A 19,043-nucleotide genomic window follows, 5' to 3' on the forward strand; every position below is an offset into this window, starting at 1 on the left:
AAATGACGGGAACTATGTTTGGGGAGCGGCTGCTAGAAGCGATTGGCAGCGAATCGGTTCACGCGTTTTCGAAAAGGGCTGGCGTTAGTGACAGCACGCTGCGCGGCTATCTAAAAGGCAATATGCCGGCAGCGGATACTGCCCTGACGATCGCGGATGCAGCTAATGTAAACCTGGAGTGGCTAGTCTCAGGTCGTGGCCCGAAAGACAGAAAAATACCGGAAATCAGCGTCAACGGGCGATCTATTGATATTCGTGGTCGCGTAATGGATGATTTTGCCTTTATTCAACGCTTGGACGTGCACGCATCAGCCGGAAGCGGCGCTATAACAATCACTGAGGACGCTATTGAGCTTCTTGCCTTTCAATCTGACTGGCTAAAGTCGCGCCATATCAACCCGACTTCTGCGAGAGTGTTGACCGCCAAGGGCGATTCAATGGAGCCGACCATTCGTGACGGCGATATCCTTCTCGTCGATACGTCGATCACCAGCGTACGTGACAACGCCATCTACATCGTCGTCTACGGTGGCCATGTCCTTGTAAAACGGGTCAATTTGCGCCGGAACGGCTCTTTGGTGCTGATTTCTGACAACGATCGGCATGCGCCGGAAGAAGTACCAGAGAGCGAAGTGCTCGACCTCCACATTGCCGGGCGAGTAATGTGGTTTGGTCGGTCGATATAACTGCATCGCTGATCTGACGATGGGCGCGCTTTTGCCATTTGATCTTGCGCGCCCTCTGCGGGCAACTAATCCCGCTCGGTCCTCGGATCACCCTGTAAATAAAGGCTTATCCCGTTCCTTCTCGGTAAATCCCGCTTAATCCCGGTCTGTGCCATCTGTTATTGCGGGTTACAGCTCTATGGCATTTTCGGCACAGGCGACGTCGTCCTGTCACAATTTTCGTGATAGCAGGCTCGCGCGTCGAACGAATGCGGAGCCAGATCGAAATGACGAACAGCAGATCCACAATGCCTGATCGCCGCGGCCTCCACATTGAATTGGATGGCCATCGCTGTCTCCTCAAATGGCATCGCGGACGGCGCTTCGTTGGCGACATCGCATTCACGCAAGCACGAATCATCGAGGGAATGACGATCGGCGCCAGCATGGAGATCGATCTGCAACGCTATGGCGGCGACGGTTTCGTTGTGCTGCATGACGAGGATCTGCATCCAACGACCACAGGCAAGGGCGCGCTCATCACAGCCACGCGCGACGATTTTGCCCGTCTGCGTCTTCGTGATGGTGATGGAAACCAGACGGCTCACCCGATCCTGCTGATTGAAGACCTGGCGGCTCTCATCCGTGACGCCGGCTATTCGCCGGATGCGGTGCTGCAAATGGACCTGAAGGCGCCATCCTCCAGCATCGGCGGAGGTGATATTGCCGCCTTTGCGAAGGCGATCACTCCGGTCGCACGATCCGTCATCCTTTCCGCTGGCGATGCGGAAGCGGTCGAGCGACTGTCGGAAGCTGTCCCCGATATGCCGATCGGCTACGATCCCTGCCACAATGGCGCGAGCGAACGGTTGCGTGAAAGCCGGGATTTCGCAGGATTTGTTGCTGACGCCATCGCTGCATCTCCGCGCGCGGGGATGATATATCTCGCACACGAGCTGATATTGTTCGCCGATGCCGAAGGGTTCGACTTGATCGGGGCGTTTCATGCCCATGGCCTGGAGGTCGATGCCTACACCATTCGCGCGGCAACAAACGAAATACTGCCGAAAGTGATGCGACTTCTCGCGCTCCGGGTGGACCAGATCACCACCGACGATCCGGTCGGTCTGGAGGCGCTGGTAGCAGAGGAAAGCTCAGGTAAATAAACCGCGGCCGTTTTGGACGAGGCCAAAATGGCACGTCCCGCCCACCCGAAACCGGGTGGACAAGGATAGCGCGGTGGCGTCTGCCACGATCAGGGTGACCCGGCGAAGAGGCGTTGTCGCGACGGGCGCTTACGCTGCGGCGGAGGGCAGGATCTCGCTTTCGTTTGCAGGTACTGCGTCTTGCGTCGCATGAACCGCCTGTGCGGGGGTGCCGGCCCAGGATGTCCCCGCCGGAATGGTCTCGCCCTTCATCACGAAGGTCAGGAGACCAATTTCAGCGAAATCTCCGACGCTGGCATCATGCAGTACGGTACTGCCGGAGCCGATCGTTACCCCGGCGCCGATCTTGATCCGGCCCACTTTCATGATGCGGTCTTCGTAAAGATGGGTCTGGGGGCAGGAGCCCATGTTGAGGACGGCATGGTCGCCAATCTCCGTGCAATCGAACTCGCAGATATCGGTCGTGTTGATCCATGTGCCGCGACCGATCTTGGTGCCGAAGGGGCGTAGCAGCCATGGCAGGAAAGGCGTGCCGCGCAGATAGTCCAGAAGCGCCTTGCTGGCGAGCCCGCCATAGAAGACAGCGACGGCCTCGGTGCGCATCGCCCACCAGGACCACATCGGCTTGTTCATGGGCTTGTAGGTGCCGATCAAGGTCCATTTGAACGCGACAGCCATCAGGTACAGGATGGCGGAGGTCGCCAGTCCCGTTGCCATCAGCATGCAGAATAACCTGCCCCAAGCTGCGTCATTGATCGCGTCCGCCAGGAGATTGGCGGTTGCCAGTGCCATCACGATGAGGATGGCCGTCGGCAGCGAGGTGTGCATGGCCTCGAACACGATGCGCACGAGGCGCATGCGCATTGGCGGTGCATAGGTGCTGGCAGCGGCTGCTTCCAACCTCTGGCGGGTTGGCAATTGGAAAGCCGGGCTGCCGCACCAGGTTTCTCCCGCCTTCACATGCAGGCTATCAGGCAAGCGCGTCTTGATGCCCACCAGCGCATCGTCCTCGATTATCGCCCCCTGGGAGATGACGGAGGAGTTGCCGAAGAAGCAACGGTCCCCGGTCTTAAGGCGCTTGAGGGTCATCCAGCCATTCTGGATCTCCTCGTCGCCGAAAACGGTTTCGTCGCCGATGAAATTGTCGCGGCCCATCTCGATGAGGTCGTAGCGGCCTGCGAAACTTGCCGAGATTTCCGTGCCCTTGCCGATCTTGGCGCCCATCAGGCGATACCAGTTGCGCATGAAGACGGTGGCGTAGAGCGAGTTGAGGGTTTCGAGCATCGCCTCGGTGGTCAGGCCAACGACCCATTTGCGGAAATAGAGATTGCCGAAGATGGAATAGCGGCCGGGCACGACACGGGGCAGCAGCACCCAGCGCAGGGCGACGACGACGGCCATCGACACGACGATCAGCACAAGGGCTGCGGGCCAGGCGAGTGTAGTGACCATCCACCAGGAAAGAGGTTCGTCGCTGCCGGGCGACAGCCACTGTTGCGCGACGGTGAACAGGAAGAAGGCCGGGAAGATCGGCAGGAGCCCAATGACCATGCTCAGATTGTAGGCGATGAAATAGCTGACAAACTGGAACAGGCGCGACACGGCGCCCAGCTCGGGATGGTCGGGCTCCGCCGATGGCTCTACCATCGACGTCTGACGAGCTGGCGAGCCGTCCCAGCGCGTATGGGCCTCGACATTCGTTTCGGCTGCAATTGCGGTGAGATCGCCGATGACCGCGCCGTCGCCAATCTTGACGTTGTGGCCGATAACGCAGCCGTTTCCGATCTGCACGCCTTCGCCGATGTCGATGGTCCCGACATGCACCTGATTACCGATGACTTCGACGTTGGCAAGCTTGAGCCTGACGCCGAGGCTCGCCCGGGCCCCGATGCGCACTAGGTCGATTGCACCCTCTTCGAAATCGTCGATCATGGCATCGCGGCCGATATCGGCTCCCAGCGCCCGCAGATAGAAGCGCATCAGCGGCGAACCCTTGAGGAATTTCGGCGCCGTGAGCTGGACAATGCGTTCCATCAGCCAGATGCGGAAATAATAGGCGCCCCACAACGGATAAACGCCGGGGCGGGTGCGGCCGATGATCAACCATTTAAGACCGACAACCATCAGCTTCTCGCCGAGATTCAGGCCGATGTAGATCGCGCAGAGAATGAGCGCTTCATCCCACCAGGGGGAGCCATCCTGAACAAGTAGAATGGATGCCAGCAGCAAGCCGATCCATTGCAGCGTGGCAAGCGCGATGATGAAGGGTAGCACAACAGCCTGAGCCAGGCCGCAGAGAAAGCGTCGACGCCAGGGAACGGGCGTGAAATCGACGCGATCCGGCTCGGAAGAGTGATCGGCGCTTGCTTCCAGGATTGCGGCGATGCCCCGCAGAGTGCGGCCGGCATAGACGTCGCGCAGCGCGATGCCCGCGAGCGGCTTGATCTTACGGACCTCGGACACGAACCGGGCTGCCAGCATGGAGTGGCCGCCGAGCTCGGTGAAGAAATCCGCTTCGAAGTTGACCACGCGGAGGTGGAGCACTTCGGTTGCCGCCTTCAGGAGCTGCGCCTCGGTCCAGCTGCGCGGCGGCTCCTGGGTTTGGGTCGCCTGATCGTTTGCCAGCGGTATAGCGGCAAGCGTCTTCCTGTCGATCTTGCCGGAGGCCAGCCGTGGCAGCGACACATGGCTTTGCCAAGCGGCGGGAACCATATAGGGCGGCAGCTTGGTTGCCAAAGCGGCGCGTGCGCGCTCACGGTCGAAGGCATTGCCTGATGCCACGATATGCGCAACCAGCATGTCCTCGCCGTCAGCCGGCCGGTGGACGACGACCGAGGCCGTCTTTACATCCGCAAGCTCGCCGATGACGGTTTCGATTTCGCCGAGCTCGATGCGATATCCGCGTATTTTCACCTGATCGTCGATGCGCCCGAGAAAATGAAGTTGGCCTTCCTCGTCCATCAGTACGGCGTCGCCGCTGCGATAGAGTACCGGGTCGCCATGAGGGGCAAAAGGGTTGGCAACAAACTTGGAGGCAGTGAGCTGCGGCAGGTTTCTGTATCCGGCCGCGACGCCCGGCCCGCCGATGAGCAGTTCGCCAGCGTCGCCGCGCGGAACGAGGGCCAGGTTTTCATCGACGACGTAGGCCGTCATATTGGCGATCGGGCAGCCAATCGTTATCGACCGCGATGGGTCGAGCTCGGCATAGGTTGCCACCACCGTCGTCTCGGTCGGACCATACGTGTTGATCAGGCGGCGGCCGGGCCGCGAAAACCGGCTGACGATCGCGGGCGGACAGGTCTCGCCGCCGACGATGATGACACGCAGGCTTTCGACATCGCGCTCCAGCATGGTGAGCAGCGTCGGCACCGTGTCGATCACGGTGATCTTTTCCGCTTCGAGCACGTCGGCAAGCCGATCCAATTCGGCCATGACGGCAGCAGTCGCCACCTTGAGGGTCGCGCCAACGAGATAGGGTACGAATATTTCCTCTAGAGACAGGTCGAACGCAACTGACGCCTGCTGAAGGACGATGTCCGATCCGCTGATCCCGAGGATCTCGTTGCCTGCCCTTAGATAGTGGCAGATGTTTCGATGCGAAATGACGATCCCTTTTGGTTTGCCGGTGGAGCCGGATGTGTAGATCGCGTAGGCGGGGTCGTTATGGGTAGCAGCGCGCGGCACGATGTCCGCGTTATCATCGGCAAGCAGTGCATTAAGGAGAAGGGTCTCACCATCGAATGCAGGCGCTGAATCTGCCAGGTCGTCATGGGTCAACAGCCATCTGGCGCCGCAATCGGCAAGGCTCGTCGCCACGCGATCGGCGGGTGCGGCGGCGTCGAAGGGGATATAGGCAGCGCCCGCCTTGAGGATCGCGAGCAGAGCGATATGCAGTTCGAGAGAACGTTGGAACCACAGGCCGACGAAGTCACCAGGGCCAATACCACGACGGCAGAGGGCCCGGGCGGCTTGATCCGACAGCCTGTCGAGTTCGGCATAGCTCATCGCTTGATCGGTTCCGATCAAAGCAAGTGCCGTTCTATCAGGGATGCGGGCAACCGTAGCCTTGAATATGTCCACCAGCGTCTCGTCGCGAATGAACTCAGGTCGAATATTGCCGGAGAATGTGGACAGGCTGGTGTTTGAGGTAATCGACGACATCTGGATAGTCATGTAACTTCTACGACACTGGTGTTGACACGATCGGGACTCGATCCGTTGATGCTTATATACCTTTCAATTTGCAGCTCTCTTACTGGCGCTGTCAGCGAACTGTAAGGTTGGCGCAGCTATGCTAAGGCAGTCGCGGGCCTTGCCTGCGTGGCAGTGTCGAAAGAAGGATGAATGGCGTTGTGCATTTACGGGCAAAGAGCCGGCTGGCCCCGCTGGCTGGCTGTTCTTTTGGCGGTAACTTCGCTGTGCTTTGAAAGCACGGGTGCGTCGGCCAATCCGCACAACAATGTCTCGATTGAAGCTGCGGAGGCGCTGCGGCCATTGCGCGACATATACGCTGTTGTTGCCCGCGAAATGCCGGGCCGGGTGCTGCGCATCAAACGGATACGCCGCGCGGGGCATCAGGCTTATGCCGTGCGTGTGCTGAGAGCCGATGGCAAACGCGGCGACATCGTGCTGGATGGCTCGACGCTTGCTGTGATTGAGAGACACTGACGATGCGTATCCTGATCGCGGAGGATGAGCCCACCATCGTCTCCGACATGCGCCGTTGTCTGGAAGACCAGCATTATATCGTCTCGACCGTCACCGACGGCGAGGAGGCGTGGTATCGCGGCGATGTGGAGCATTTTGACCTGGTCATCCTCGATCTCGGCCTTCCGAAACTCGACGGCTTGACGGTGTTGCGGCGCTGGCGTGCTGGACGGCGCGGCATGCCGGTGATCATATTGACCGCCCGCGACGGTTGGCGCGACAAGGTGGACGGCATGGATGCCGGGGCGGACGATTACCTCACCAAGCCCTTTCGGATGGAAGAGCTTCTGGCGCGCGTGCGCGCCCTGATGCGCAGGGCGGCGGGGCAGTCTTCGCCCATTCTGTCAAACGGCGTATTGGAGCTCGATACCCGCCAGCGGACGGTTTCGTTTCGCGGCCAGCCGGTCCAGGTCACCGCGCTCGAATACCGCCTGCTTGCCTATCTCCTGCACAATGCCGGAACCGTACTCTCCCGGTCGCAGATCGCCGATAGCATCTATGACGAGGAGACGGAGCTTCTGTCGAACGCGCTCGAAGTCGTCGTCGCGCGTCTCCGGCGCAAATTCGATGGAACGGTGATCGAGACCCGCCGTGGCCAGGGTTATGTCATTCCAGGTGAGGTTCCGCCGGTATGACGCCATTCTCGCTGCGAGGGCGGTTGTTGCTGGGTTCGGCGGTGGCGATCGTCGTTGCGACCTTTCTTGCGGGCATCGGCATCAATGCCATTTCCGGGCTGGCCGTGCGGGCTCTGGCGCTTTCCGAAATAGACGAAGAATTGCGGGTCCTGCTGGCAGCTGTCGACATAAACGGCGCCAACCAGCTGGTTCTCGACGAGATGCCGACGGATCCTCGCTTTGGCGTGCCCAATGGCGGCTTCTATTGGCAGGTCGGTCGCAACGGCACGGTAGAGCTGCGCTCTCAATCGCTCTGGGAACAGGATCTGCCCTGGGTTCGCTCTCGTCCGCGAGATGCCGGTCGCGCAACGGATATGGCGGGGCCTAACGGCAGCCAGCTCCTGGCCGTCGAGAGGTCGGTCTCGATTACGTCGGCAACCGGCGACCAAACGGTCGAGATCGTGATGGCGCTCGATAACGGCGAGCTTGCGCCGGCGCGCTGGCGCTTCTTTTATGCCATGGCGCCTTCTCTCGGGGTGCTGTCGGTCGCCTTGATCGGGGCGGTCGTGGCGTTTCTTCGATATGGCTTACAGCCGCTGCAGGATCTTCGCATCGCGCTGATGGCCGTGCAGGAGCGATCCGCGCGGCAGATAACCGGCCAGTTCCCGCATGAGGTCCAGCCTCTCGTCGACGACCTCAACGGTCTGTTGATATCTCGCGAAACACAATTGGCTCAGGCGCGAGCCCGTGCCGGTGATCTGGCGCATGGTCTCAAGACCCCGCTGGCGGCTCTTGAGGCGACGGCGCGCGTGCTTGCGGAAGAGGGTATGCCGGCGCGGGCGGCGGCGATCCGCACCGAGATCGGCCGGATGGATGCACAGATCAAGCGGACGCTGGCGCAGACACGGGCGAGCCTGGCGGCCGCTCATACGGTCGGTGTTTTGGACGCAAGCGCCGATCTGAAGAAGATCATCTCCGTCATGCAACGCCTGACAGTTGACAGGCAGATTGAGTTCGAACTCTCCGAGCAGCCGGAGGTGTGGCTGGCGATAGACGAGACGGATTTTGCCGATATCACCGGCAACTTGATCGACAATGCCAGGAAATGGGCGAGGGGGAAGGTGAGGGTTCGTCTGTCAGTGCTGGAGGAGCACGGTGGTGTGGAGTTGATCATCGATGACGATGGACCCGGTTTGCCGGAGGGTGCGAAAGAGGCGTTCATTCGTCGCGGCAGAAGACTCGACGAAAGCATTACGGGAACCGGCTTTGGTCTCGCGATCGCCAAGGATCTTGTGGAAGCCTATGACGGCAAGCTCGTACTCGCTCGTTCGGACCTTGGCGGGTTGTCGGTCGCTGTCAGCCTGCCGGCACGACTAGTCAAGGACAAGCAGGCGGCGGCGGGTCTGCTGACTTAAGACGTTGCCTACAGCTACTCCATAGACTCCAGAAGCCCTACGACCGCTTTGCGAACGTGTGGCATCGCCGCGACGAACGCCCTCGCCAGACGCCGGCCCTCGGCGGTATGCTGGATGACCGTGACGCTTTCTCTTTCTACGTCCGTCGCGTCCCTCTCCGCCGCGTCGAGAAAGCCTTCAAAGAAATAGGAAACGGGCCTTTGAAGGGCCGTCGCTATTTCGAATAGCTTCGAGGCACTGACGCGATTGGCGCCGATTTCGTATTTCTGGATTTGTTGAAATGTCAGGCCGAGGTGTTTCGAAAGAGATTCTTGGGACATTCGCTGCTTCTTGCGCGCAAGGCGAATTTGCTGCCCAACATACATGTCCACGGGATGACGTCCCGATCCACCAGTAGATTCACTATAACGTTTTCTGCTCGTGACAATGTTGCTCATGTTGGCGCCCGATCTGGTTCATCATCCCTGTGCACTGACGGCGAAAAGCATCTTCATAGATGCATCCATGATTATTCTATCTTTTAAATATATTTCATTGGTGCAATTAAATATATATTCGTGTGATAATAATAGATTAAATATAATATACCACAAGTACATGCGTTGTTTCAAGAATAGCAACTAAAATATCTAAAAATTCGCCTTTTAAATGATAAGTATTGAGGTTGCTGCATCGCCAACGCCCTACTCAGGGCGGGACGAACCTGGGCGCCGGCACATGCTTTGGACCTGACCGGAACTATCCGGCCCACCCACTCGTTTCCTTCGATATCGCAACCATTGGCGATGCTGCACAAGGAGCATGCGGATGTCGAACAACGTCGTGACGGGCGGAAATGAACCGTTCAAAGGAACCAGTAGCAACGCTGTCGGGCAATCGGTCGAAAGCCAGGCTCAATTGCGCGATGCAGCCAGAGAGTCGTCGACATTTGTGGGGCGTGGCGAGACGCTCGGCGTTTACGAATTGGTGCCCATCGCAGCCTTCAATGATCCTAACTGGGACATTGCACCCTGGCGCGGCAAGATGTTGGTCGCGGCACGGACAACAGGCGATGCGCGCGTGGTGGCGGCCGCCTTTGAAGGCAATTTCATGAAAGTCAAATCCATACCAGGTCAAAGCATTGCGACAATGGGAGCAAGCGCTTTCCGAAACGAAAAACTCTATACGGTTATGGAAATCGATAGAAACCGTCGTGATTTGGATCGCGGGGTGATGGAGATCTCTGACACAGGATTAATCGCCAGCGAGGCCTTAAGGGCTGATTTCGATGCGCGCTCTCATGACGGCAGGTCGCCTAGTGCCGGATCGCTGGCACGGTGGGACAACGAAGGTGGCGCTAACCCTTGATTGGTGTGCAGCACGCCAAGGCGGCACCTTGCCAGATCCTCCCCCTGGAAAGTGCGCAGCGGACGGGCAATCACGCATCACTATGATGTATCCAATGGAGCTATAAGCCAATGTCCAAAAAAATGGTCGAAGCAACCGTCAAGAAACGCGGCAGGCGCGTAGCGGTCGGAATCATGAACACAAAGCAAGCGCTCGATATGCCTGAAACGGAGGGTATGGAATTTTCACATCCGGACGAGAGGCCGGGAGAGACTGAGGTTAGACTTACACAAAGCGAACTTGCCGAGGTCGTGAAACCCTGAACGAGTTTTTGATGCAGGTGTGCGAAATTCAGTACCCTTGGTAAGCAAGAATAGGCCGGTTCATTTGCATCGCATATTGCCTGGCGACGGGCGTATTCGCGGAAATGAGCCATCTTCAAGTCGAAGCACTACGGCGTTGAGATAATATCACTATGATCTATAGGGCTTTCGTCAGTCCGCACAAACGCCAGATCGATGCCCATTGCATTTTCGTATGAGGCTTGAACTGCTTCGATGGCCAATTGCGCCGATGCGGCATAGCCTTGGCGCAGGATCTCGAGGCCGGGATCGGATCCGGTCGCACTCGACCAATGCCAGAGACCGTTGAAACGCGGACGCGGTTCCAGGAAGACTCTACCGATCATCCTGTCACCCGAATATCCCACGAAGTCATTTTCCGGCGCCAGCTCGAGCGGGCACCAACGATAGGCAGACACTGCCTCACTCGCGATTGTCATGGATTGATCTTTCACTACAGGGAAATACCGATTATTTGAATGATGACCGTATATGGCCCATTTTAGTTTGCTGATTGTCAGAGTTTCGCTGGCGCTATTGGTGGACAGATGTTGATCACATGTGGACGATAGACACCTTCGTTCCCGGCTTGGCGTCGCTAATCGTGAACTCGGCATCGAGTTGCTTTGCCATCGCCTCGACGATTCCCGTTCCCAAGCCGGGCTTGGAGCCTGCCGGGTCTGCGCGAATACCAACACCGTCATCGCTCACCGACATCGACCATTGCGTGTCGTTCGAATGATAATCGACGATGATCTTGCCGCTGCGATGACCAGGGAAGGCGTGTTTAAGAGCATTGATCACCAATTCCGTGACGATAAGGCCGAGGCTGACCGAGACGTTGGCCTTGGTCTTGCTGTCATCGACATTGACTTCAATGGAAAGCGCCTTCGCATCCTGGATCATCGATGCGCCAAGGCTTTTGCAAAGTTGCTCAAAGTATGGACGGAGCAGAACGTCGCCAAGTCTTGAGGCAGCCAACTGCTGCTGGACGGCAGCGATGGACATCACCCGGCTGTGCGCCGACTGCAGATGCGTGCGGGTTTCCTCCGATTGCACTTGTCGCGCGCTTTGCATCAGGATGCTGGCAATGATCTGCAGGCTGTTTGCCACCCGGTGCTGGACTTCCTGCAGAAGGATCGCCTTCTCCCGCAAGAGATCATCCTTGAGTTTTTCGGCAAGGCGAGCGTCGGTGACATCGGAGACGGAAAGAAGAAGCCGGATATGCTCGGGGTCTCCGTAATCGAGCTTCTGCGCGTTCAACACCAGGCGCCGCGGTGTCTGGCCGTCACGATTGAGGTCCATTTCATAGGCATCGACATGGGCAGCTCCCGCGGCGGTGGCTTGCAGCAACGAAGACAATTGCCGCACATTCCATTCTCCATTGCCCAGGGTCGACAGCTGCCGATTTGTCATCTTGACCGGCTCGATCTGGAATTCGTGGTAGAACGATGCACTGGCAGCAATCACCATGAGATCGCCGTCGAGAAGCAACAGGGGCGCGCTCGATGAGGCAACTACCGCGAGTGCAAGGTTAAGCCCGCCTTCGGGCTGGAGGGTTGGGAGGATGGTCATGGTTTGGTGTCCTCAGGGGCCGGAGGCTCGCGGTGCGAAAGCCTTCCCCGGTATGGACGTTGGCGCTTAAGTCGGCGCCTGCTGTTATGCACGTTGCCGGACAATAGCATGGATTGATGAGGCAATGGGAATAATCGTTCGCACGTCTCGCGATAGTCCAGACCTTTCCAGCAATTTCATTCGTTTACCGATAGTGCCGCAGTTTCCGTCGTGCCCCTTGTTCAGCCGTTCAATGGAACTACGTCCGCGACCGGACGTTTAGGTATAGCTATATCGGGCACTACCGGCATTTCGCCGGTACTCCCGAATGGGAGGAAACATGAAAACGTTGCTGATCGCGATCGGCCTCTTGGCCTCGACAATATTGCCGGCTCTGGCAGCCGAGCCCGCCAAGATGGTCGACACCAAAATGGGTAAGGTCATGGCCACTGAGAAGGGCATGACCCTCTATACCTTCGATAAGGATACCGCGGGAAAATCAAACTGCGATAAGGATTGCCTCAAGAAGTGGCCAGCCTTCCGCGCTGCCGACAAGGCCAAGGCGGAGGGCGAGTGGTCGTTGGTCAAGGATGCGGATGGTCAGCAAATGTGGGCCTATGGCGGCAAACCGCTTTACACGTTTGTCGGAGACAAAAAGTCCGGCGATATGACCGGCGATGGCGTTGGCAAGATTTGGCACGTAGCCAAATAGCTGGACGGGCGCACAGTTAGAGTGGGCGGTCTTCGGATCGTCCACTGTCGCGCGGTCAGTTTCGGGTTTCGTGAGTAACGGCACGCCGCCGCATGTAAATCGGCTCGCCTGATATTATGGAGACCCAAGGCAACAGGTTCGCCAGTCATCGAAAGATGACGCGCCTCTTCGTGACCGTCGGATTCATTATTACATTGGATTAGAGGGCTGGCGTGCGGTTGCCATTCACTGGCTAACTTCGCCGCTCAATCTTGAATTCGCTGCCCAGCTTTCGTCTCCGCATTCGCACCTTCTGGTGCAGATGGAAGCATCTTGTCCTGGTGCCCGCTAAACGGGCTATAGTTAAAAAAACCAGATCCCAAATCCGGCGACCTCCGACGTTCACGTCCCAGCAATTTCACATAGACGACGTAAAACAGCAGGTGCGGGAAAATGTAACCGGCTTCAAGAATGACAGCCAAGAGCGCAGCCCATGAAATAATCTCGATCGCCGAACTTCCGGTGCCGATATTCATGACCGCGTAGCCCACCACGATAGCCAACACTATGATGGTGAAGTGAAGGATCGGTACTCTTAGGGCGCATAAAGCGCCGACTGCAAATGAAAGAACGAGGCCCCATGCCATCAAACGTTCAACTCCGAGCATCTGATCCAGAATCGAGATTAGTAATACAATCAGTATCAGTTATCTCCGCTCGTAGAACAAGCCGGAATCACTGCCTAGCTTAGTAATTCGGGGAAGTTACTGGACTTCCTTGCAATACCAATACAGCTTGAAACAAGTTTCGCTATCACAAGGCGAACTTATTGACTGTCGAATCACACGATAGACGTGAATCGCAGTGGCGGCATGGGATTTTTGCTCTCGCGCCGCCGACAAATATCCGCAATCTCCAAGCGAGAAAGTCAGTGTTCAGGGGGACGACGCGGGCTTGATGCTGTTGCTTGCGGCCTGTTCGGAAGGCGCCGATTTTTGGTCTTCGACGCGAATGACATCCCCCGGGACGACCGGATCATTATCGCCGACTACGATGGTCCGCAGGGTGCCGTTGACGATGCGATCGATGGTCGTGATCAGCGTGCGCTGGCTGTCATCCGCTGCCATGTTTGCTGCCGCCGCCGGAGCGCGAGCCTGGATATTCTCTAGCAACCCACGCGTCGTAGTCGTCTTCTCCCGATTGGCCGCAAGGCGATCACGCACTTCGGTGGCCTCGGTCAATGCCTGTACACGGTAGCGGTTGCTGGCATCGGCAATGTCGCCGTCTGCCTTTGCAATATCCTGCCGTGCCTTGAGATTGGCGAGCGCGACGTCGAGGTTCTGGCTTTGGAGCTGCGCCAGGTTCTGGTTGGCTCCGAGCTCACGGGATGACACGGTCAGCCCCTGGGAAATCAGTTTGCTGACCGTTCCCACATCCTTGTTGGCAAGGTCGATCTGCTTGGCAAGCGAGGTAGCCTTGGAATTCAGCGCCTCTATCTGATTGGTTGCAAGCAATTTGGCCTGATTGAGGGCGTCGATCTCGGTGCTCAACGACCGATGGCGGGTATCAAACAGATCCTGTTCCTCCCGCATCATGCGATCGACCGTCGTGTCATTCGCCCGCGTCGTCAAGTCCGCCGGAAAGGCGATCGAGGGCTGATCCTGCGTAACGGCATCCAGACGGGCCTGTCGGGCAAGAAGGCTGAGGCGCTCGACCTCCAGCGTCCGCAGGTCACCGCGAGCGACCAGCGCGTCGCGCTGCAGGCCGACAAGATTGGGGTCGATGAGGCCAAAGGTTCCTCCCGCCATGCTCAGGGCCTGAACGACGGTGAGGCCGGGGCTATAGCTATATTTCCCCGGCCTGGTCACAAGCCCGGTGAGGAAGAATGGACGATACTCAGCCACTTCGACAGATGCGTTCGGGCGCTTCTGCATGCCGACTTGCGTCTTCAGGCGCTCGCCGATTGAATCGGAGACTTGTTCCAGGGTCATGCCGGCCGCCGGCACCGTCCCGATGATGGGCATCGACAGATTGCCCGCCGTCGATACGACAAACTCCCCGGTGAGCGGTGCCCACTCGATCGTTGCCCCGGCCATCGGTCGCCATTCGAACACCCGGATCTTCAGCTTGTCCTGGGGGCCGAGAACATAATCGTCAGCAGAGGCACTGGAGATACTCAGTATTTGGAACAGGGCGATCGCGGCCAGAAAGGAGAGGCGGCAAGCCGAAAGACGACGGCGTGGCGCGGGGCTCCTTTGGCGATGGGTTAATGCAACATCTGATCGCATAACGTTTCACTCCTGTCCGGCGCCGGCCGCGATAGTCTATAGATGACCAACATTGGCGCGCTCAACGATTGATTTGTTGACGAAAGACTTGAATTTCTCGATGAAAACGTCCGTCCTGAACTCGGCGGCGCGAGCAACGGCATCAGCCGGATTGAAATCTATCCGCTCCAGGCGCTCGACAGCATCGATTATGGCTTCGGTCGCCTGTGTTTCGAAGAACACGCCCGTCTTGTCCGACACCACCGTTTCGGTTGCGCCGCCGCGACCATATGCGATGACCGGTCGGCCGCTCGCCATGGCCTCCACGGGCACGATCCCGAAATCCTCCTCGCCAGGAAAGATAAGCGCCTTGCAGCGCGAATACTGCTCTCTCAGGACATCGAACGGCTGCGGCCCCATGATCGTCACGGTAGGCCCGGCTATTTTTCGCATCCGGTCGAGCATTTCTCCACCGCCGATGACGACGAGCTTCGCCTTCATGAGATTGAAGGCCTCCACCGCAAGGTCGGGCCGCTTGTAGCTCACCAGTTCGCCTACCATCAGATAGTGGTCGCCGACCTCCGAAGACGGGATCGGGTGAAAGGCAGTGGTGTCTACCGGGGGATGAATGATCTCTGAGTCCCGCCGATAGTAACTCTTGATCCGCTGAGCAACCGTCGCCGAATTGGCGGCAAAATGATCGACCCGATTGGCGGTCGCAACGTCCCAGGTTCTCAAATAATGCGCGAGCGGCGGCATCATCATTCGGGTCATCAGGCCAGAACTATCGTAATATTTATTATACATATTCCATATGTATCGCATCGGCGAATGACAGTAACAAACATGTAAAGCCGATGGACTTGGTATTATACCCTTGGAAGGTCCGGACTCGCTGCTGATGACAAGATCGTATTCATTAAGGTCCATTTGCTCCAAGGCCATCGGCATCAAAGGCAGATATTTCTTGTAGAGCTTTTTCGCGCCGGGAAGCCGGTCGATGAACGTCGTATGGATCTTGTGCTTCTTGATGACGTCGGAAACAGCCGATGCATCATAGACATGTGTGAAGATGTCGGCGCACGGATACATTCGGCAAAGGGCCTCCAGAACTTTTTTCTCCTCCACGCATTCCAACCAGCCAATAATGTATGATTGCAACGCGCATGAAGTACTCCGGAAACAAAACAAAAAGATTACAGCTTACGCGCAGGTATATTTAGAGTTTTGATGTGCCAAGCGCCTATTGGCATCAATCTAAAGTTCGCGATATTGTGATTGATCGGATTTTTGTCGAAAGCGCTTGGCCGAGGAGTTGGTTTCATCGGTTGATTTCGTCCAACTGTAAGATTTGAAGCTTTCAGTGTGGCGTTCGATGAATGCACGGATATCGGCCTCCAGCTCGCTGGTTGAGGTGCGCACGTCCCGCTGCGATTGCTTGCGGCTTAATTCAGCAAGCCAGCTCTCGATCTGAGTGAACCATGAAGCTGATGTCGGGGCGAAATGGATATGATAGCGAGGGCGGCGCGCCAGCCAGGACCGGACCGCTGCAATTTTGCGGGTCGCGTGGTTATCCACGATGATGTGAACATCGAGATCAGGAGGGACGCTGGCATCAATCTGCCTGAGAAAGTCGAGAAGCTCTGTAGCCCCGTGACGCTTGTCGTCATTGTCGACCGCGAACCCGGAAATGACGTCAAGCGCTGCAAGCAAAGGGCGCGCGCCATCCCGAATAGGGTGACGCATCCGTTGCTCGGATTGGTCCGACTTTGTCGGCGGGCCAGATTGCTCGCGACTTTGCAGCCGTCTCGGTTTCTTCTCATTGACGCTGAGCGCCAACGCGCGGTTGGGGGGTGCCAAATGGAACCCGACGACATCGCAGACCTTGTCGATGAATAGCGGATCGCTCAACAGTCGAGATGTTTGCGAATGATGTGGCTGTAGCCCGAATGCGGCCCAGATCCGCCGGATCGTCGTATGTGAAAAGCCTGTTTCAGCCGCCATGGAGCGGATTGACCACTGGCTCCCGTCCTCGGGCGTCGACTGGAGCGTGCGCTCGATCACAGCGGCAATCTGGTCATCGTTGATGGTGCGCGGCCTGCCTGAACGGTCCGCGTCGAAGAGCCCCTCGACGCGATCTCGCAGGAAGCGCCGCCGCCACTTGCCGACGGTGTTTTCATGGATGCCCAATTCCGCAGCTACCATCTTGCTGGCTATGCCGTCGGCACAGCGCAGAACGATCTGGCACCGCTCGGACATGGACCGAGCTGACGCCTCTTCCTGGCGTGCCTGCTGCTTCAAATAAGCCCGTTCTTCCTCAGTCAGAACCAACGGCGCCGTCGGCCGCCCAGTCGTGCCCGCCATCGTTATGATCCCCTAAATTAAGTACAGAACAATGATGCGAACTTAAGTTCCAATTGAATATTACTATATTCAAATATATAAAGTGAGAAATCAAAAAACTAGACTTAATAACATCAACTTTCTGTCTGTATTATTCTAATTTTCAACATTTGATACACACATATTGCGTCGCAATAAAGACATTGTCAATTTATTTATTATTTGTTAACGTAACTCTACATTCCGATATCGGCAATGTCTGAGCATATCAGGCGGTATTTCTTTATATCTTTCGAGTATGGAGCAAGCAGATGAGGGAAATTGATCTGAGAAGCGAATTAGACTCACTGGATAGTCTGCGGATGCGACGACGAGCCGGTGTATCCGTCGGTCTGGCGACTTCAAAAAAGTCGAATTCCAATGTTGCTTCGGATTCCATCAAGTATTGCGTGGACGGCATTTTGGCCGGCATTGCTCTGATGGTATTGTTGCCGATGATCCTGATGGTGGCGGCAATCCTTCTGGTAACGCAGGGCCGGCCGATCTTCCTGTCCCATCGACGCATCGGCAAGAACGGGGTTTTGTTTTCCTGCCTGAAGTTCAGAACGATGGTCACAAACGGCGAGGAAGTGCTTGCGCAACATCTCGACGCTCATCCCGCAGCGAGGGCCGAATGGAGCGCCACGCGAAAGCTCAGGGATGATCCCCGTGTCACGCCGTTCGGCAAGCTTCTGCGCAAGAACAGCGTCGACGAGGTTCCTCAACTCCTGAATGTGCTTCGGGGCGAGATGAGCCTAGTTGGCCCGCGTCCGATCGTTCCGAGCGAGGCCGAGCTCTATGGCGCCTACTTTGCCGATTACATGAAGGTGCGTCCTGGCCTGACCGGTCTCTGGCAGGTGAGCGGACGCAGTGACACGAGCTATGATGCGCGTGTCGAACTCGACGCGCGTTACGTGGCCGAGCGGAGCTTGTGGGGCGATATGATGATTATGGCCAGGACCATTCCAGCGGTCCTGTCCTCGAGAGGCAGTTATTGAGCCGTCGCACCCGTTTAATCCGCGACGCCGGGGCAATCAAAATAGAGACTTAAAAACGGTACGCCTTTGACGACCGGGGGTGCTCGGCAGCTATTCGCGGCCGCGACGCTACTTGCCGTGACGGTCTGCCAGAACTGAACTCTGTATAAGGAATTATCAGTTTGCAGGACATTTATGTTTCCGATCAATATGCTGAACTGAACCCGACATGGCACGAAGAGGATTCTCCTTGGAAAGCGCGCCAGATCGAGGAGATTATCAGAAAAAACGGACTTCACTTCGACAGTCTTTGCGAGGTCGGATGCGGCACGGGCGAGATTCTTCTCAATCTGTCCCGCAGCTTTCCGAAGGTTCAGTTCACGGGCTATGAGGTTTCTCCCCATGCCTATCAGCGAGCCAAGACGAAGGAGAAAAGCAACGTCTCTTTTCATCTGAAGGACATCATCGAAGAAAAAGACACGCGATACGACGTTGTCGTTATTGCCGATGTGATAGAACATGTAGAAAACTATATTTCTTTCATCAAAGGCTTGCGACCCTGCGGCCGCTACAAGATCTTCCACATCCCGCTCGATCTTTCAGTACAGTCGGTGCTGCGTGCATGGCCCATTGAGAAGCTCCGCGCCAATGTCGGGCATCTGCATTACTTCTTCAAGGACACGGCAATTGCCACCCTCAAGGACTGCGGATACTCCGTCATCGACTATAAATACACGGCAAGTCGTCTGGAACTGCCCAATCAGGCCTTTAGCAGTACGTTGATGCGTTTGCCGCGAAAGCTGCTCTTTTCCATCAATCCGGATTTGGCCGTGAGGTTGCTTGGCGGCTACTCGCTTCTCGTTTTGGCAGAGTAGACGTTCATGCGGCTGCCCGGGACGAATGCTGCAGCTCGATACGCGATCGGTCGGAACCTCCGA

At 57.2% G+C, this 19,043-nt stretch carries 16 protein-coding genes and 1 pseudogene; 9 read left to right on the plus strand and 8 right to left on the minus strand.

All coding sequences use genetic code 11. The features are described from left to right. The first annotated feature begins 2 nt into the window (after nucleotides 1-2). Nucleotides 3-686, plus strand: coding sequence for a LexA family transcriptional regulator (locus HB780_RS06160; RefSeq protein ID WP_183689153.1), 684 nt, complete (start codon nucleotides 3-5; stop codon nucleotides 684-686). A 287-nt stretch (nucleotides 687-973) separates the two neighbouring features. After that, nucleotides 974-1,831, plus strand: a complete 858-nt coding sequence (locus HB780_RS06165) for a glycerophosphodiester phosphodiesterase (protein ID WP_183689154.1) — start codon at nucleotides 974-976, stop codon at nucleotides 1,829-1,831. 129 nt (nucleotides 1,832-1,960) lie between these two features. On the opposite strand, the gene HB780_RS06170 is transcribed toward HB780_RS06165, so the two are convergent. Then, entirely contained in the window at nucleotides 1,961-6,004 is a 4,044-nt protein-coding gene (locus HB780_RS06170) for a Pls/PosA family non-ribosomal peptide synthetase (RefSeq protein ID WP_183689155.1), read from the minus strand. 171 nt (nucleotides 6,005-6,175) lie between these two features. Between HB780_RS06170 and HB780_RS06175 the strand changes: the two genes are divergently transcribed. The 3 genes from HB780_RS06175 to HB780_RS06185 are packed head-to-tail and all read left to right on the plus strand — an operon-like array spanning nucleotide 6,176 to nucleotide 8,567. Next, nucleotides 6,176-6,499, plus strand: coding sequence for a PepSY domain-containing protein (locus HB780_RS06175; protein ID WP_183689156.1), 324 nt, complete (start codon nucleotides 6,176-6,178; stop codon nucleotides 6,497-6,499). A 2-nt stretch (nucleotides 6,500-6,501) separates the two neighbouring features. Then, complete coding sequence (locus HB780_RS06180) at nucleotides 6,502-7,173, plus strand: response regulator transcription factor (protein ID WP_183689157.1); 672 nt, start codon at nucleotides 6,502-6,504, stop codon at nucleotides 7,171-7,173. Further along, nucleotides 7,170-8,567, plus strand: coding sequence for a sensor histidine kinase (locus tag HB780_RS06185; RefSeq protein WP_183689158.1), 1,398 nt, complete (start codon nucleotides 7,170-7,172; stop codon nucleotides 8,565-8,567). Before HB780_RS06180 ends, HB780_RS06185 begins: the two co-directional genes overlap by 4 nt. A gap of 14 nt (nucleotides 8,568-8,581) precedes the next feature. Here the strand turns inward: HB780_RS06185 and HB780_RS06190 are convergent, their stop codons facing one another. Beyond that, on the minus strand, nucleotides 8,582-9,004 hold the full coding sequence (locus tag HB780_RS06190; RefSeq protein WP_183689159.1) for a helix-turn-helix domain-containing protein: 423 nt from the start codon (nucleotides 9,002-9,004) through the stop codon (nucleotides 8,582-8,584). Nucleotides 9,005-9,374: 370 nt separating this feature from the next. Here HB780_RS06190 and HB780_RS06195 point away from each other — a divergent pair, with 370 nt between their 5' ends. Next, entirely contained in the window at nucleotides 9,375-9,914 is a 540-nt protein-coding gene (locus tag HB780_RS06195; protein WP_183689160.1) for a hypothetical protein, read from the plus strand. 430 nt (nucleotides 9,915-10,344) lie between these two features. Here the strand turns inward: HB780_RS06195 and HB780_RS06200 are convergent, their stop codons facing one another. Together HB780_RS06200 and HB780_RS06205 are read right to left on the minus strand one after the other, a co-directional pair. Beyond that, nucleotides 10,345-10,653 carry a hypothetical protein gene (locus HB780_RS06200; RefSeq protein WP_183689161.1) on the minus strand — a complete coding sequence of 103 codons (309 nt, stop codon included), beginning with the start codon at nucleotides 10,651-10,653 and terminating at the stop codon, nucleotides 10,345-10,347. Nucleotides 10,654-10,789: 136 nt separating this feature from the next. Continuing rightward, nucleotides 10,790-11,809: a sensor histidine kinase gene (locus HB780_RS06205; protein ID WP_183689162.1), complete on the minus strand. Its 1,020-nt coding sequence runs from the start codon at nucleotides 11,807-11,809 to the stop codon at nucleotides 10,790-10,792. Between the two features lie 319 nt (nucleotides 11,810-12,128). Here HB780_RS06205 and HB780_RS06210 point away from each other — a divergent pair, with 319 nt between their 5' ends. Then, entirely contained in the window at nucleotides 12,129-12,500 is a 372-nt protein-coding gene (locus HB780_RS06210) for a COG4315 family predicted lipoprotein (RefSeq protein WP_183689163.1), read from the plus strand. 245 nt (nucleotides 12,501-12,745) lie between these two features. Here HB780_RS06210 and HB780_RS06215 read toward each other — a convergent pair whose 3' ends face one another. The 4 genes and pseudogenes from HB780_RS06215 to HB780_RS06230 all read right to left on the minus strand — a co-directional run bounded on the left by HB780_RS06215 (nucleotide 12,746) and on the right by HB780_RS06230 (nucleotide 17,116). Then, a complete protein-coding gene (locus HB780_RS06215) occupies nucleotides 12,746-13,126 on the minus strand; it encodes a hypothetical protein (RefSeq protein ID WP_183689164.1) in 381 nt (126 codons plus the stop codon). A gap of 288 nt (nucleotides 13,127-13,414) precedes the next feature. Continuing rightward, nucleotides 13,415-14,767 (minus strand): polysaccharide biosynthesis/export family protein, encoded by a 1,353-nt coding sequence (locus HB780_RS06220; RefSeq protein WP_183689165.1) that lies wholly within the window; start codon nucleotides 14,765-14,767, stop codon nucleotides 13,415-13,417. Between the two features lie 36 nt (nucleotides 14,768-14,803). Next, a pseudogene (locus tag HB780_RS06225) lies at nucleotides 14,804-15,914 on the minus strand (glycosyltransferase). Nucleotides 15,915-16,003: 89 nt separating this feature from the next. Further along, nucleotides 16,004-17,116, minus strand: a complete 1,113-nt coding sequence (locus HB780_RS06230) for an IS630 family transposase (protein WP_183689626.1) — start codon at nucleotides 17,114-17,116, stop codon at nucleotides 16,004-16,006. A gap of 284 nt (nucleotides 17,117-17,400) precedes the next feature. On the opposite strand from HB780_RS06230, the gene HB780_RS06235 reads away from it, so the two are divergent. Further along, nucleotides 17,401-18,126 (plus strand): sugar transferase, encoded by a 726-nt coding sequence (locus HB780_RS06235; RefSeq protein ID WP_183689167.1) that lies wholly within the window; start codon nucleotides 17,401-17,403, stop codon nucleotides 18,124-18,126. 161 nt (nucleotides 18,127-18,287) lie between these two features. Continuing rightward, complete coding sequence (locus HB780_RS06240) at nucleotides 18,288-18,980, plus strand: class I SAM-dependent methyltransferase (RefSeq protein WP_183689168.1); 693 nt, start codon at nucleotides 18,288-18,290, stop codon at nucleotides 18,978-18,980. The last annotated feature ends 63 nt before the right edge of the window (nucleotides 18,981-19,043 follow it).

It is taken from the genome of Rhizobium lusitanum (assembly GCF_014189535.1).
Taxonomy (GTDB): Bacteria; Pseudomonadota; Alphaproteobacteria; order Rhizobiales; family Rhizobiaceae; genus Rhizobium; species Rhizobium lusitanum_C.